Origin of the sequence: Salinivibrio sp. MA427 (assembly GCF_001996115.1) — a bacterium.
Classification (GTDB): Bacteria; Pseudomonadota; Gammaproteobacteria; order Enterobacterales; family Vibrionaceae; genus Salinivibrio; species Salinivibrio costicola.
This window is the reverse complement of the sequence record NZ_MUFH01000027.1, coordinates 1-15,872: the sequence shown is the minus strand read 5'-3', so window position 1 is coordinate 15,872 and position 15,872 is coordinate 1. Positions and strand designations below refer to the sequence as shown.

Sequence of the window (15,872 nt, the reverse complement as noted above, 5' to 3'; positions counted from 1 at the left end):
GGCATACGCTTTGCGTTCTGATGCCGTGGCCGTGGCAAGGTGTGACGCATCAAGGGTTAATACAATCCCATTCAGCGGACGGCGGCTACGGGTCTGCTCCAGCCACTGAACAAAGTGCGACCACAAACGACGCTCAAGCTCACCATCATTATTTTCGTCCTTATGTCCTTGTGTCAGCAACTCACCATCTGGGTCGATAACAACCGATTCGTCACCGATCCACCAGTCAAATGAGTATGGATTCTCACTCTTTTTGCCCGATGCGCGCATAACTGAAGAGAAAACAAAGTTCTGCCCCGAACGATTAATTAGGCTAGTTTTCCCCGCATTTTCAAGCCCGAGAACAAGATACCAAGGGAGTGCATAGAGATGATTCCGCTTGTTCAAGTTTTGCTTCATATTTGCAACAACCTGATTCAGCTCTTTCTCTTGGCGCTCTTCGTATATCTGAATGGGGTCTTCACGCAATCGTTCAGTGTGCGCTTGCTCTGCTTGGAAGCTTTGTAGCTTTCGCCATTGCCATATGCCCCAAATCGCTAAAGCGCCAAGCGTTATAAAACCACTACAAACAGCGCGTGCCATCACGGATGCTAATGGTTTTTTCTCGCCCATCGTCAACCAAGGGCCTGCCCACCAAATGGCGACATTAACAAGAATAAAAATCGCTGCTAATAAAATAGGAAAAGCTGCGACCATGCCAGGCTTAAGCTTTTTCGCTATTTTAAAAATGTTTTTCCACATGAATTTTCGCCCTTAATCACTCTGACGTTGTACTGCGAAGCCGCTCTAGAAACTGACTGACTTCTGACTGAATCGCGTCACACCAACTTTGGTGACCCAATTTTTGAGCAATGGAGTAACTCATTAAGTGCCCTTCAAACCAGTAAGGTGCCATAGTGAGGCTTTGCTCAACTTGCCGCCATAATGCCAAATCGGGATGCCGCATTTTATCTTGATAGTCTTTCACTCGATCTTGTTGCATCCCTCGCAATTGCGTCTCGCCGCCGGTTTTATGATCGGGTAAGGCGGTAATGCTGTACCAAACCGCGTAGCGACGAAGGCGGATCGCGAGTGCCATACCGTCATCTTGTTCCGCCAAAAAAGAGGCGACTTTTAGTAACGTTTGCTTGGTTGCTTTGTCGCTGGAGTGATCAACATCTAAGCCAGAGGATGTCGCTGTTGTCGTTGCGGTTCGCGCCGAGGCTTGCGGTGTTTCTTTCGCGGTTTGGTTAGCACGCTGACGCTCTTCCGCCTTTCGCAGTTCGGCTCGCACATTCACGACGACACTACTGACGACGTCATTGGTCAGGCCTTTCTCTTCAACTGCCTTTTCCCATTCGGCGATCGCCTTCGTCAATGACTCACGATCTTGCGCATCAAACTGGCCAAAGTCCGTTTTATCTATCGCCATCGAAAATCGCTGTGCCATTTGACTAAAGAACTTTCGACGAGGCAGATTTCCACGCTTACCCGGTGCTGGGAAGCTGTCTTCCCAATACTGAGACATAAATGATGCCATCAACTCAAACGAGAGGATAAAGCGAGCCGGAGACGCTTGGTGATGTAGACACTGCAGCAGGTAAGTCAGCAATTTAATGTCTTTGCTCTTTTCTGCTAACAACTTAACAACGCTGTGCTCCACCTCGTCCCACTGAACATCAGCATGGGAGAGAGAGCCAACTTTCATCATTTGATCTTCAACGAAATCAAACAAAGGATCATCGACTAAACGCTCACCGACTGCGCTATTTCCCGGGATTGGCTGTGAAATGCTGCGTTTATATTCTTTCAGTTCCATATTTACCAACCACAACGAGAACGAAGAGCGCCCAGTGCATTACTTAATGGCTGGGTATCAAATGTCAGCCCATCAACGTACTGAGAATTAGAGCGAATGGTTAAGCTTTCATCCTGCGCTAATGTCTTCATTAGACGGATTGCAGGTAGACCACGAGAGGACGAGAGCACAACACCTGAGTCATCATTTCGCCAATACTGGGTCTGAGTACTTGGGAACGTTAGTTTGACCCGACCATCATCAATCGGCTCCGGTAGCATCAACTCCACTCGGCTTAAGTTATCGATACAGCTAAGCATCAATAACGGCTGTTCGCTGCCTCGAAAAGCGGTGTTAATGTTACTCGCCTGTAACGTAATCCATGCGCTACTTCCTCGTCCCTCACCCTTTTGATTCAATGACCATGTTTTTGGCGCACTGTCTTGTGCCGCTTGTGTTGCTCTACGCCACTGTAACGGCATTTCTAAGTGATTATCTGCAGGTTCAGACGATGAAACTTGGGTATTAAATACACGATCAAAACAGGCGAGACGATCTAATCGTGACGTCACCGCGCGGCATTGTTTGGCTTGCTCAACTTGCTTTTGAACGGAAGCAGGTGCGCCAGTCACCGCGGACGGTGCCAAGATTGACACCAGCATGACCCCGGCTAGTGCACAATAGTTTGGGTTATTCATGGGGCTTTTATCTCTAGTTTTCGGCACTTATAGGTTAGGGTTCGACGAGGAATGCCCAAACTATCGGCAGCTTTACTTTTATCGCCATCAAATTGAGACAAGCGATCAGTGATGATCCGTTGCTCAAAGTCGTGCAACGCTTGTTTTAGATCGGCGATGGAAGCTGCATCAATATTTAACACGCTATCAGCCGTCGACGCGCCATTGGTATAGCCTATAGGCATCGACTGAACGTTTGAGGAGCCTGATACAGGTTGCCCGTTACTGATACGCCCACTAAAGGTCGCAATGCTGATAGATTCACGATCAGGCGTTTGAGCACATGCGTATTCAATAAGGTGTTTTAATTCTCGTACATTACCTGGAAAGCTATAACTCAAGAGCATATCGAGCGCGTCAGGCTGCAGCTCTCCTACACGGGTGCCGTGTTGATGATTGAACCTATCAAGAAAGTGATAACTCAGCTGACGCACATCTTCTTTGCGCTGAGCAAGCGATGGCACATGAATCGGATATTGGAGCAAACGATAGTATAGATCTTGACGGAAAGAGCCTGTTTTTACATTGTCCAGCAGGTGCACATGTGTCGCGGACACCAACCGAAAGTCAGATTGACGCTCTCGGCTTCCTCCGACGGGGCGAAACGTCCCTAATTCAAGCACACGCAGTAATTTAGCTTGCAAACTCATCGGCATATCACCAATTTCATCAAGAAACAGTGTTCCGCCATTTGCTTGAGCAATCAGGCCCTCTTTATCTATGTTCGCACCTGAGAATGCACCCTTTTCATAACCAAATAGCTCACTTTCTAGCAAATGTTCAGGAATAGCAGCACAGTTGATCGGAATAAATGGCTGGTGTCGGCGCGGTGATAAATCATGAACGGCACGCGCGACAAGTTCTTTACCACTTCCTGTCTCGCCTTGAACCAGTACAGATAATTGTGAGGAAGCCGCATTAGCAATTTGCTCACGCAGTCTTCTCATTAAAGTACTGTCTCCAATCAGGGTGGAGGATAGGCTCGCCGCCCTTTCTTGCTGCCGTGTTTGCTTTTCAATGTCAGTCAAAGAGGCTTTTAACGCACGACGATTGCTTTCCTCTCCTTCCATTTCATTGAGCAGTGACCATTGATGTTCAAACACATCCAACACCTGTAAAAACGACGCATCATTCCAAAGGCTAGATAGCGTTTGGTCATCGCCGATAAGACAAAGCAAGAGTTTTACATGTCTATCATGGCGAATTAACGGTCGAATAGAGACGGCTTCAAATAAGCCAAGATCGCCAATAGCCTTTGAAAAGGCTCGATTCGACTGCCAATAAGCAATGTCTTCTGCCACTAAATGCTTAGTCGTCGCATTTTGCAACACGTGTGCAAATGGCGTGTCAAAGTCGGTGACAGACCAAGACTCCCCGCTGGAATGGCAGACAAGCTGCCTGCCATCACAACTCGGGACCAGCAGCATTCCTTTGCGCAGCTTGAGCTCGCTGACCAAAATCTGGATAAAGCGAGACTGCAAGTCAGTTGTTCGCCTTTCCCGAGCTAAGTCAGTAACATAAGCTAGCCAGTTATGCATTCTTATTCTACCTCACCCTTAAACTCGCCATTATCTGCCAGTAGACGAACGTGCGTGATCGCCGCTTTGTCGGCCAGCTTGTTTAATAATTCGAGTGAGACGGGTGGCAATAACTGTCCTTCAATAATCGCCTCAAGCATACGAGCGCCATTTTCGCTCCGCGTCGCGCGCTTCAAAATCTCGTCAATTAGGCTGTCGTCAATATCAACGGTTGCGCCATAGCGCTGAGCAAAAGTCGCTTCCAGGTGCGCTAATTTGCCGCGTACGATCTCCGCCAACACGTCACGTTCTAGTGGGACATAAGGCACAACCTCCATCCGTGCCAGCAAGGCAGGTTTAAAGAATGCGGCAAGCTCAGGATATAACGCATCATCAATGTTGGCTTTGTCGTGTGCATAGTCAACAATCGTTTGATAGCCCAAGTTAGACGTCAGGAAGAAGACTGTGTTCTGACAGTCAATCATGCGCCCTTCACCGTCCGCTAGCTCCCCTTTGTCGAAAGCTTGATAGAAGATGTTGAGCACTTCTGGATGGGCTTTTTCAACCTCGTCAAGAAGCACCACAGAATATGGCATCTTGCGGATTGCTTCGGTTAGTACACCGCCTTCGCCATATCCAACATAACCTGGGGGCGAACCAATAAGACGTGAGACCGTGTGTTTTTCTTGGTACTCTGACATGTTGATCGTGGTTAAAAATTGTTTACCACCATAGAGTTGCTGGGCTAATTGCACCACGGTTTCTGTTTTACCGACGCCGCTTGGTCCTACAAGTAAAAATGCGCCTTTGGGCCGTCCAGAGCGCCGCAAATCCGCACGCGCAGTCAGTAAGTGCCGATGTATGCGTTCGATAGCAATGTCTTGCCCTTTAATCGCATTTCCCAGTAACCTTGTCAGATTGGTGATTTTGTAGAGCTCGTCGCTGTTCATTTGATCGATAGGCAYGCCTGTCCAATCAGAAATCACTTCTGCTACCTGCTCAGCATCAACGTGTGGATGCATCAACCGCTGATCATGCGGAATAGCGTTAAGTGCATCGTATTTGTCAGCCAATGTCTTTGCTAACGCTTCACGGTCTTGCTCTTGTGACGCTTCATCAACTTGACCCTCATCAAGTTCGGCTGATAGTGGCGGATTTAACAGTGTCGCGCGTAGATCAATGATTTCCTCAACCAACAAACGCTGCTCCCCCCAGCGTGCTTGCAGTGCATGCTTTTCAGCTTCGTCCGCTTGCTCTTGTGTCTCAAGCTCATCTAAACGAGCTTGATCAACGGCTTGGCCAATATATTGGGCTCGCTTCAGCATCTCTATTTCTTGCTGGCGTTGATGACAGAGTGTTTCAAGTAACGCGAGACGTTTAGGAGGAGTCGTTAAGTTAATGGCAATCCGTGCACAGGCAGTGTCGAGTACATCGATCGCTTTATCAGGCAACTGACGCCCAGATAAATAGCGAGCAGACAGTTCCGCCGCCGCTTTTAAGGCATCATCGGCAATCAATACACCATGGGCTTTTTCATACACACTGCCAAGCCCCCGCATTATATCAACGGCTTGGTTCACAGAAGGCTCTTCAAGCTTAACAAGCTGAAAACGACGCGTCAGAGCAGGATCTTTTTCGAAATACTTTTTGTATTCTTTCCAGGTGGTTGCTGCGATCGTGCTCAGCTCGCCACGCGCTAAGGCGGGTTTGAGCAGGTTGGCGGCATCACTGCCCCCTTCCTGGTTTCCTGAGCCAATGAGAGTATGAGCCTCATCAATAAACAGAATAATGGGGTTCGGCGCGCTCTTAATGCCATCAATGACACCTTTCAAGCGCTTCTCAAACTCACCTTTGACAGAAGCACCCGCTTGAAGCAAACCAAGATCAAGGCAGAATAGCTCAACGTTTTGTAGGCGCTCTGGGACATTACCGGCCGCAATGCGCAAGGCCAACCCTTCCACCATGGCGCTTTTGCCTACTCCCGCATCACCGACAACAATTGGGTTGTTTTTACGACGGCGACAAAGAATATCAACCATTAAGTTGAGCTCTTCTTCGCGACAAAGCACTGGATCCAATTCACTATTTTTGGCTTGTGCGGTGATGTTGGAGCAATACTTATAAAGCGGTGACTCGCTGCCGTCCATTGATGGCGCTTTTGGCCCTTTTTTCTGGTCACTTTCCACGGCAGTTTCAGCAGAGTCCGCGACAATAGCGTCAAAATGCGTTTTCAAGCTCTCGCGATTAATGCCTGCTAATAACTTGGATGCCGAACGCGACAAGTAGCGGTCGGCGCGATTTAATACCGCAAAAAAGACGCTTCCCGAACGCAATTCTGATTGGTTTAGCTCTGTGGTTGATAGCAACCATGCTTCTTGCAGTACTTCAACCAACAGCGGCGAGAACGCTGGGTAGGTATCAAGCGTGTTATCTCGCTCGTAATTACCTGCGAGCGCTTGCTTAAGCGACTCAGTGTCGATATTTGCTTGCTTGGTAATGAGTCGAACGTCAGACAAAGGATTATCTAGCAAGATCTCTAGGAAGTGCTCAACTAAGACTTCAGGATGATGACGCTCAATACATAATGAGGCGGCTTGCTCGAGCGCTAATTTGCTTGGCGCATTCAATTTAGCGATGAGCGTGGACAATTCAATTCGAATCACAGGGACACCTAATTCTAATCAATATAATGTTGTTCGGGTCACAGCAACTGATTCAGTTGACTGAGTACATTTTCAGACTTTTCATGTAAAAAGTATGAATAGCCAGCGAAGATACCCGCCCACAAGACGAGAAATCCGACAAAAATAGACCAAAGCGGTACCTGGCGGCTGAGTGCATACCGAGTGTTAACAACATGGTCACTCCCCTCACTCAGTTGTTTGGGTTGCTTTTCATCATCTAATAGTTGGTCATGTAGCCTTTTAATGACTTTTTCTCGCTGCGCATACCCCCCATCAATCACTCGATATTTCCCTTCAAAGCCCAAGCACAAGCAGTAATAAATAAACACGAGTAATGGTCGATACCTCTCGGGCTCGTTTTCCAAACGACCTAGAATGGTAAATACTTTCTCACCTCCCCATGTTTCATTGTGGAAACGAGATAACATTGAATGCTCAGCCCAGCAGGTGTTAGCTCCCCATGGGGTACCCATGACCGCTTCATCAAGAAACGTACACAATATATAGCGATATGCCATCAGCATTGCATGTTCATAACCTTGCTCTGATAGCTCTATTTCGATCGCTTTTATTTCCTCGATCGTTTGGTGGTAGATTTGCTCAATATTCTCGCAACTGGATAATGAACGTACTCGCAACGCTAACCCGAATAGAGGGGTTGCCGCATCCACCAACGCATTAGCATTGTGGCCACGTAGTTGAAACCAGTAATCTTGGTCACTGTCTATTTTTTCAACGTTATCATGTAGGAGGTCTTTAAAGACACTTTCGTCAGTGGCTGCCATAATCAATCTCTTATTGCCCAGAATTGAATATCAAGATCATCAAATGCGGCGGCGACATGGAATGCAAAGCCACTAGAGTTCGTGAGCATCGACCACGCCGCACTCTCTTTGTCCAATTGGTAGTAGGTATAGCCGGCATGGTWCGGCAACTGGCGAGGCGCCACAGGTAGCGAAATTAGCGGAATACCAGGCAGCTGAAGTGAAATAAGCTCGCGAATTTTCTCAACCGAAGAGACTTTGGTTTGCTGAGTGAACAATCGCCGTAACTCATCCAATGGCATACGTGCTTTAACTGCAACGATAAACTCTGCCGACTCCATCAATTGCGGGTCTTGAACCGGCGCGACCATCAGGCCGTAGTTGCGCTTATCTAGCTGAATAGAGACGGCTCGAGGCTCCAGTACCACACTGAGGCTCTGGCGCAAATAGCGGATAACAGGCCAAAATGCATCACCCGGCATATCGTGGTTATAAGCTGGCATTGACGGTGCCAGGCGGCTTTCATCCGTGAACGTTGCTAGCTCGCCACAAATTGACGACAAGCATTCATACAAACGTTCTGGGTGCAGACTGCCTAAAGAAGCAAGGTGCTTCATCTGCGGATACAGACGGTTCAACGAATGTAAAAGCATAAAATCAGAGACATCAGCCACACCGCCCTGAGAAGGAGAACTAATACGTTGAGCGATATTTTTTGCGCGCTCTTGCATCAAACCAGACATTTCATTGATAAAACGGTGCAAGGTCGCATTACCAGCAACATTGAAATGGCACGGAATAAAATTAGCATCAAGGACAACACTGCCGTCAGGTCGCTTTTCTGAAATCCGWGCAATAGGAATAGAGGCATAGGCACTGCGATCCTCTTTTTCTAGCATCAATTGCAACTGAATCGGTGATACATCAAGCGTGGTTGTGTCACCTTGCACACTCTGTACATCTCGTACATCGATACGACGGCTTTCATAGCGCCCTGACCCTTTTTCATCAGGCCAGTTCACTTCCATAATCGATTCACTGCGCAACGGTATAGCAAGGTAAATCAACTGATTTGAAAGCGATCCGTCTTCGATTTCTAACGCTTCAGGCATTACGTCTTCTTGTGGGATACGAAACGCCGTTCCATCTGGCATGACACCGACTGCTCGCTCGATGGCAATACGTCCAAACGCTAGGTATTCCGGATTTAGTGACAGCTCAGCAATGCCATATAAATATTTACTGACGGACGTTAACCGCTCTTCCAATAAATACTCACTGTAGCGCTGATGCTGCTGGAAATGCTGAGGCTTAATAAAGAGCCCTTCGCTCCATATCACGCGATTACGTGCAAACATTACCTTTATTCTACCTTTTCTAATTTCACGTCATAATCTTGAAATAGCATCAACAAATGATACTTGCGATTGATCAAATCCCGCAGACATGAACATCGAATCATCTTCGAGTTCAAAGACTTGTACCTCGATAGGTGCTGGGTCTCCTGCTATATTCGGATTTACACCACTGTCACTGACTAAACTAAACGTCGCAGTCGTGGGTTGTTCTTCAGGCTTGTATTCATCTGAAGAACTACAGGCTGTCAATAGTATGATTGCGCAAAGCACGCCTAACTTTTTAAGCATGATTAGCCCTCCTGTTGTTTTTCGCGAATACGTTTGTCATAGACCTGCTCAAATATTTCCCAAAAGAGTTTAGCGAAGCCTTGTTGACGGTTAGATGTAAGCTCTTTGTAATAATTACAATACATTTCCCACGCCCAAGCCGACTCACCATCTTCATGTGCGTCCGTATTGCGTCGACAATGTTGAAAACGACGTAACAGCACTTCCGGTGAAAACGCGTTTAATATTTGATCTAATGCTTCTGAAATCGCATCCTGCGTTGCTTCATTATGATCTCTTACATTTTTTAAGCTCTCAGCAATGGCTGCAGGCGCAGACAAATGAACTAAGCTTTTATCCGCGTCATACATAGTGCGAACCGTATCTTGGTAAGAAAGACCAAGACGTAACGGGTTATCTTCAATAGGTTGAAGATTACGGTTCATCGTCCCAAATCGTCCGTCTGCAGCTTGTTCGTGCAGTGCTAGCAAGCCTTTTAAACACGCTTGTAACGATTGACCCATTTCTTGTGACAGGAAATGCATCCGTTGAACATCTTGTTCATTCGTTATACGAACACCAAGCCCTTCTAGCATTGGACCCGTTAATAAGTGTTGCCCGTGTCCACCATGGTTATTTGACGGCGTAGGCGATGATTCATTTTGCAAACTCTTGGCCACTTCTTGCTCGAGAAGTCCTAGCTCTTTTTCGTCCATTGGCTTCATCTCATTTTCTATCGGCTTGGAAGGAGTATGTGATGCCATATTCGCTGGCTGTGCATCCAATACTTGTTGATCTGACTTGTTACTGGTGGCCTGGTTTTTTTTCTGACCGAATCCAAAAATACGCTTCAATCGCACAGAGGCAGACATGACATCTTCGCTGTCGGCCTGAGGCGTAAACGAAGGTTGCTTTTCAACCAAGTTTTTCTTTGAAATCAGATTACCCGTTTCACTGATCTGCTCGGCTGGTTCACCATCCAATAACCAGTTTGATCCTTGGATATGTGTCGATGCCTCTAGCTCGGCCAAGGGATCAATAGGCGCTGATACATCTTCAAGCTCGGGCTCGTCATCGACTGGTTCATGACCATTCGCTAACAAATCTGTGTGGTTAGAATCAAAAAGCGTATCAATATGTCCAGCGTCAACCTCTTCGTTTTTTCCGGTTAACACGCGTATCTCATATGGGCCAATTTGCATTTCATCTTTATGTGCTAAACGTGCTAATTGCCCTTTACCAAGCGGCATATCGGTACCGTTAACAAAGGTCTGTCCACACTCATCACGCACACAAAAAGCACCATCCACCATTAAGATCTCACAATGCAAATCATGCACGCGTCCTAAACGATCTTTTAATCGCCAATGCACTGCGGGCGATGCGCCAATGGTGCCACCAGATTCCACAAAACGAATCTGTGCCGACAAACCAGATTCTAAGGTTTGCGCGTTTGCGACTACGAGTGTTATGCCGTTTTGATGTTGTGAGACCATCGTTATTGCCTTACCTGAATTAATACACGCTTATCTTGCAGCTCTTCGCCAAGGAAAGATGTCCATCCCAGCGCTATGTGTTGCCCCAGCTGAAGAGCAGGTGTTTCTTCATCTGTCATCGACAACTCCAAATCAAATGCCATCTGCTCACGCAGAATAAATTCAACTAACTTACACAAAGGCTGATACTCTTTACCGACCGGTAAAAAATCATTAAAACGCTCTCGTGTCAGATCTTTGATACAAATAACGAACTTTCCATTGCAATCAAAAACCGACTCTCCAATCACAGTGTCTTCACCAAGGCGACCATTCATACAGCCAAGAGACATCTGTTGCTCTTTCGCAATCTTTACCTTGCGCGTTACCCATTGGCGGATCTCTACATGTTCAAGATCAAAACAGTGCGCGATGATGCCAGCAACCACTGTCGGTGATCGGCTTCGCCCCGCTAACGTCCCGGCATAAGCCAACATTTTGCACCAGTTTATCGGGGTGTCCCCTCTTAACTGGGGATCACCCAGCCCAACAAGCGCGAATAACTGTGCCGAAAACTGATCTTCCGCACCTGGCTGAAACCTGACGTAATAGCGGTATTTGCGCCATATGCGATAGACCAATGCGATCAATCGGTTATTAAAAAAGTCCAAGAAGGGTCTTTTAATTCCTCCTGGCTCTTCATGTAGCAGTTGCTCTGTAATGAATGCCGGCAGTGGCGATTGTGAGCCCGCAAGTCCTAAAAAGTTCGTAAGCATCACTGTGTGATCATTCACTTGATCCAGCGATGCTATATCTGATGCAGCAAACCCAAGACTCGGATTTGCACTAAACACTAACTGGCACTCGCGCTCCCATTCTTCTTCCTCTGGGTTAAGCCCTTTATGCTTTTGCAAAAGCTCTACTAATTGGAAGAAGCTATACACTCGCGCATCTTTTACGAGATCAGCGGTACTCATTTCTGTTTCTTCTAAATGAGTGGTTGCTTCCCGACTCTCGTCTGCCATGTATAGCTCTCATTATTCGTTGTGTTGATGACGGTGAGCTCATGAAAAGAATTAATGCTCGCATACAACGAGAAAAAGTGGCTGAGTACCGTTCCAAATAAATATAAATCGCCTTCAGAACCAAACCCGTCTTGATTAAGATAAATCGTCGACTGTAAGCCACGGACAGGCATTCCTCTCAATAGCTTATCCATTGGCTTTGATTGAATGTTTTCAATCGCGTTTAGCCGCTTCTTACCTACTCGCTCTGCTTGACGATCGACAAGCGCACGGAAATCATACGCTTTTAATACACAGCTAAGTGCATCTTTGGATAACAATGACAAATAATTGAGCGATAAATTAGAAATCAACATCCATAATAAACTGCCATCTAGCACAGGACGGAGTGATTGAGTTGGAATGGTGATATTCTCGAATTCTGCAAATGGTGGTGAGCTATCCGTTGGACACGATATATCACCGACGCCTAACTCCAAAGGTAACTGTCTATTCGTACAAGTCAGCTTAATCGAAACAGCTTCATCGACGTCCACGGATGTCGATTCGTCCCCTCGAATGAAAGAGATAAAAGAATCGAATCCATCACCACGAATACTGTCTTTGACACGCGCTCGGTAATAGAGTGTCTCGCGGTTACGCACGCGCTCAACTTCATGCTGGAAGCTTTCAAATGGCGTATAAGTCCGCTTTTGACCGCGAATAGGCTGGCCATCAATAATCTTGTCTTGTCGCCCAGTGACACTATCAATACTAAACACTTCATAGTGAGCCGGTTTATTACTCGACGGGATCACCTTGTACTCAGTGTTTTTCCCCGTTAAATCAATAGGGTCTGCATCATGATTGAATAAGTTAATAATGGGTGTGCAGTAAAGCTGAAAACTCTCAGGTCTGACTCTGACATCCGATGGCAAGGTTTTAGAGAGATGCAGCTGCACCGTAAACTGTCCATATACATTACTCGGTATGGCTTTATCTAACCCCCCGATGTCAACAAAGTGAAACGCCTCTGGAAATGACAAATACTCCTGCAGCACACGATAACCATCATAAACATTTTGCGGATATGGCAATAAAGCATCGCCGGCGTTAAATCCAACAGATGAAAACGCATCACGTGGTAACGAAAATGCTGTTCCATCAACATGCACAGTTACCTTCTCTAGATGATGACTCAACCACAGATAGAGCATTTGCGCGCTATATTTGTCTCCGCCAATATAAAAGCGCAGTTTATTAATGTTGGCATCTCGTACCGACATATCACCACTGAGCGTCATCTGTAGCTGTATTGTCGTCGCCTCGCGCGTATGTTCAGCATGAACGCTGGAGCAAGAAAGCGGGTAAAGATCAACGTCACGGCAAGTTTGAAAGCGACACTGAGTTTCCATAGCAGACTTACTATCAAGCTCAGTCCCTTTCACCACAGTTTGCTTTTCACTGAGACTTTCTTCTGGTTTGAATTGCGCAATACACATGCTAGGGACTGGCCGTAAATAATTGGGCCAAAGCATATTAATGATTGAGTGAGTTAACTCTGGGAAGTCATCATCCACTTTTTCGCGCAACTTGCCCGTTAAGAACGCAAATCCCTCTAGTAACCGCTCTACATCAGGATCGGTGTGTCGACCGTGTAAGAAGCGAGCCAGTTGGGGATGCAGTTCAGTAAAAGCTTTACCTTGCTCTTTCAAGAACGCGAGTTCTTCTCGAAAATACTTGTCTTTCGTCATGCGATTTACAACACCCGATATTGGCGGTTCTGGTCTAAAAACAAGCTAAGTTGAACTTTCTCGTGCAGCGCTTCACTGTTGACGGTAGCAACAATATTGAACCGCAACATTAACGGTGAATGCGGATCAAAGTCTGATGTCACCAGGATATTTGTTAGCCGCGGTTCATATCTCTCTAAACAGTCTTTGATCGCGAGTTTCACTCTGAGCGATAAGTCTAAGCTTTCGAGTGTCGCATCGTTGAAATCAATCAGACCGAGTTCAGGAGAGCTTTGCGCCCCGCCAATACGTGTATTCAGCACATTGGCAATATTGCGTTTGATCGATCTCACCACGTCTGGGCTACTCGGCCCCTGAGTGACAGATACAGGTTTAGCGCCGGCTTCAAGACGCTCCAAGAAGCCGACACCAAATGCACTGTCTTCTAGCGCAACGTATGCCATGATTACTGATCAAGCCTACCAACAAGAGACAGTTCAAAGTTCGCGCCCATATATTTGAAATGAGGACGAACGGCCAAAGACACCTGATACCAGCCAGGGTTACCCTCAACGTCAGTCACTTCAATCTTGGCAGCGCGAAGTGGTCGACGACTACGTACATCTGCTGGTGGGTTTTCTTGGTCAGCGACATATTGTTTGAGCCAAGTATTCAACTCTCGCTCCAGATCTTGACGTTCTTTCCAAGAACCAATTTGCTCTCGTTGTAGCACTTTGATGTAATGCGCCAAGCGATTAATAATCATCATGTAAGGTAGCTGTGTACCGAGCTTATAATTGGTTTCCGCTTCTTTACCTTCTTTGGTGTTTGGGAACACCTTCGGTTTTTGGATTGAGTTGGCAGAGAAGAAAGCAGCGTTGTCGCTACCTTTACGCATGGTCAAGCCAATAAATCCCTCTTCGGCAAGCTCAAATTCTTTGCGGTCAGTGATCAACACTTCCGTCGGGATTTTGGATTGTAGTGCGCCCATCGATTCATAAACATGAACCGGAAGGTCTTCTACTGCACCACCGCTTTGTGGCCCAATAATATTTGGACACCAACGATATTTAGCAAAGCTATCCGTTAGACGCGTTGCAAATGCAAATGCGGTGTTCCCCCAAAGGTAGTGTTCATGAGCTTGGCTAACGTTCTCGTGATACACGAAAGATTTGATCGGATTTTCGGTTGGATCGTACGGAACACGCAACAAGAAGCGCGGTGCAGTCAGACCCAAATAGCGTGCATCTTCAGATTCACGAATTGAGCGCCACTTTGTATATTTAGGGCTTTCAAAGATGGACTTGACATCTTTAATGTTTGGCAGCTCTTCGAACGACTCAATACCAAAAAATTCAGGTCCAACACTTGAGATGAATGGCGCATGGGCCATCGCACCTAGCGCACCCATGTATTGAAGCAACTTCATATCTGGCGTTGATGGGGTGAAGGCATAGTTACCAATAATGGCACCCGTTGGCTCACCACCGAATTGACCGTAACCTGATGAGTAGACGTGCTTATAGAGACCTGATTGCGTTGTTTCAGGCGCAAACTCAAAGTCATCTAGCAACTCATCTTTGGTCACATGCAAGATGTCAACTTTGTTGTTCTCGCGAAAATCCGTCCGATCGACAAATAATTTAAGTCCACGCCATGCCGATTCCATTTCTTGGAAAGACGTGTCGTGCAATATTTCGTCCATTTGAGCACTGATCTTTTTGTCAAGCTCAACAAGCATTTGATCAACAAGTGCTTTGTTAACAGGCTCTTGGGTTTGATCGTTGCCAACGAGGTTTTCGATGAAGGCGGCGACACCTTTCTTTGCGACATCATAGCCTTCTTCGCTAGGCTCAATACGCGTTTGCGCCATTATTTCGTCAAGTAAGCCACCTTCCTTGACTTCAGGAGACTCTACGACTGATTCACTTGTAGACATGTTTCTATTTCCTAAGGCTTAAGTTACTACTGGTTTGAATCAATTACTCTTTCGGAGCGTCATCATCGCTACTGACAATACTTAGCTCAGCAAGCAACTTCTCACGGGACTCTTCAGAGTTAAGCAGCTCCTGTAAGCGATCACGGAATGCTGGAATATTGCCAAGAGGACCTTTTAACGCAACCAAGGCTTCACGAAGCTCTATTAGTTTTTTGAGCTCGGGAACTTGAGCTGCAACAGAGTCAGGCGCAAAATCATTCATTGATTTAAAAGACAGCTCAACAGGCAGTTCAGCGTCTTTATCATCAGTAAGTTGATTTTTTACAGTGGTGGAAAGATGTAAATTACTTTCACGCATTACATCTTCAAAATTGTTTTTGTCGACTGATACTGTCGCACGCTCTTCAACCGGCGTATCTTCAGTGTGACCTTTAAAATCACCAACAACCAAGGTTTTAAGTGGCAGCTCTACTTCCGCTTGCTGGTCACCCGTTGCAGGTACGTACTTGATATTTATGCGCTCTTTTGGCGCAACGCTTCCTTCTTTGGACACTTTGAACCCTCGATACCTTCACCAAAATGGCAGCACAGCCAGGAATGATCCTGCCACGCTGGAC

Annotated in this window: 12 protein-coding genes and 2 pseudogenes; all 14 read right to left on the bottom strand. The window is 46.5% G+C overall.

What is annotated here, in order from left to right:
- On the bottom strand, positions 1 to 696 hold a 696-nt coding region (locus BZG79_RS04105; RefSeq protein ID WP_277918370.1), incomplete at its 3' end, for a type VI secretion protein IcmF/TssM N-terminal domain-containing protein.
- 76 nt (positions 697 to 772) lie between these two features.
- Positions 773 to 1,798 (bottom strand): annotated as a pseudogene (gene tssA, locus BZG79_RS04100) (type VI secretion system protein TssA); the annotation flags it as partial.
- A gap of 2 nt (positions 1,799 to 1,800) precedes the next feature.
- Positions 1,801 to 2,475 carry a type VI secretion system-associated protein VasI gene (gene vasI / locus BZG79_RS04095; protein ID WP_242414121.1) on the bottom strand — a complete coding sequence of 225 codons (675 nt, stop codon included), beginning with the start codon at positions 2,473 to 2,475 and terminating at the stop codon, positions 1,801 to 1,803.
- The gene (locus tag BZG79_RS04090; protein ID WP_077773782.1) at positions 2,472 to 4,052 is read right to left on the bottom strand and encodes a sigma 54-interacting transcriptional regulator; all 1,581 of its coding nucleotides are present in this window, start codon (positions 4,050 to 4,052) and stop codon (positions 2,472 to 2,474) included. The genes vasI and BZG79_RS04090 overlap by 4 nt, the downstream gene beginning before the upstream one ends.
- Positions 4,053 to 4,054: 2 nt before the next feature.
- Entirely contained in the window at positions 4,055 to 6,694 is a 2,640-nt protein-coding gene (gene tssH, locus BZG79_RS04085; protein ID WP_077773781.1) for a type VI secretion system ATPase TssH, read from the bottom strand.
- A 38-nt stretch (positions 6,695 to 6,732) separates the two neighbouring features.
- Positions 6,733 to 7,500, bottom strand: coding sequence for a type IVB secretion system protein IcmH/DotU (icmH, locus tag BZG79_RS04080; RefSeq protein ID WP_077773780.1), 768 nt, complete (start codon positions 7,498 to 7,500; stop codon positions 6,733 to 6,735).
- Positions 7,501 to 7,502: 2 nt separating this feature from the next.
- Positions 7,503 to 8,837, bottom strand: a complete 1,335-nt coding sequence (gene tssK / locus BZG79_RS04075) for a type VI secretion system baseplate subunit TssK (protein WP_077773779.1) — start codon at positions 8,835 to 8,837, stop codon at positions 7,503 to 7,505.
- 5 nt (positions 8,838 to 8,842) lie between these two features.
- Positions 8,843 to 9,125, bottom strand: a pseudogene (gene tssJ, locus BZG79_RS04070) (type VI secretion system lipoprotein TssJ).
- 2 nt (positions 9,126 to 9,127) lie between these two features.
- Positions 9,128 to 10,600 carry a type VI secretion system-associated FHA domain protein TagH gene (gene tagH / locus BZG79_RS04065; protein WP_077773778.1) on the bottom strand — a complete coding sequence of 491 codons (1,473 nt, stop codon included), beginning with the start codon at positions 10,598 to 10,600 and terminating at the stop codon, positions 9,128 to 9,130.
- Positions 10,601 to 10,602: 2 nt separating this feature from the next.
- A complete protein-coding gene (gene tssG, locus BZG79_RS04060) occupies positions 10,603 to 11,556 on the bottom strand; it encodes a type VI secretion system baseplate subunit TssG (protein WP_236719535.1) in 954 nt (317 codons plus the stop codon).
- 11 nt (positions 11,557 to 11,567) lie between these two features.
- The gene (gene tssF / locus BZG79_RS04055) at positions 11,568 to 13,337 is read right to left on the bottom strand and encodes a type VI secretion system baseplate subunit TssF (protein ID WP_077773777.1); all 1,770 of its coding nucleotides are present in this window, start codon (positions 13,335 to 13,337) and stop codon (positions 11,568 to 11,570) included.
- Between the two features lie 5 nt (positions 13,338 to 13,342).
- The gene (gene tssE / locus BZG79_RS04050; RefSeq protein WP_025740375.1) at positions 13,343 to 13,780 is read right to left on the bottom strand and encodes a type VI secretion system baseplate subunit TssE; all 438 of its coding nucleotides are present in this window, start codon (positions 13,778 to 13,780) and stop codon (positions 13,343 to 13,345) included.
- A gap of 2 nt (positions 13,781 to 13,782) precedes the next feature.
- On the bottom strand, positions 13,783 to 15,255 hold the full coding sequence (gene tssC, locus BZG79_RS04045; RefSeq protein ID WP_077461343.1) for a type VI secretion system contractile sheath large subunit: 1,473 nt from the start codon (positions 15,253 to 15,255) through the stop codon (positions 13,783 to 13,785).
- A gap of 43 nt (positions 15,256 to 15,298) precedes the next feature.
- On the bottom strand, positions 15,299 to 15,808 hold the full coding sequence (gene tssB / locus BZG79_RS04040) for a type VI secretion system contractile sheath small subunit (protein WP_077461344.1): 510 nt from the start codon (positions 15,806 to 15,808) through the stop codon (positions 15,299 to 15,301).
- Between the last annotated feature and the right edge of the window lie 64 nt (positions 15,809 to 15,872).

Excerpts from the sequence above, each read along its gene's own strand:
- vasI (WP_242414121.1), bottom strand. The coding sequence starts at position 2,475 with ATGAATAACCCAAACTATTGTGCACTAGCCGGGGTCATGCTGGTGTCA.
- BZG79_RS04090 (WP_077773782.1), bottom strand. The coding sequence starts at position 4,052 with ATGCATAACTGGCTAGCTTATGTTACTGACTTAGCTCGGGAAAGGCGA.
- icmH (WP_077773780.1), bottom strand. The coding sequence starts at position 7,500 with ATGGCAGCCACTGACGAAAGTGTCTTTAAAGACCTCCTACATGATAAC.
- tagH (WP_077773778.1), bottom strand. The coding sequence starts at position 10,600 with ATGGTCTCACAACATCAAAACGGCATAACACTCGTAGTCGCAAACGCG.
- tssG (WP_236719535.1), bottom strand. The coding sequence starts at position 11,556 with ATGAGTACCGCTGATCTCGTAAAAGATGCGCGAGTGTATAGCTTCTTC.
- tssF (WP_077773777.1), bottom strand. The coding sequence starts at position 13,337 with ATGACGAAAGACAAGTATTTTCGAGAAGAACTCGCGTTCTTGAAAGAG.
- tssE (WP_025740375.1), bottom strand. The coding sequence starts at position 13,780 with ATGGCATACGTTGCGCTAGAAGACAGTGCATTTGGTGTCGGCTTCTTG.
- tssC (WP_077461343.1), bottom strand. The coding sequence starts at position 15,255 with ATGTCTACAAGTGAATCAGTCGTAGAGTCTCCTGAAGTCAAGGAAGGT.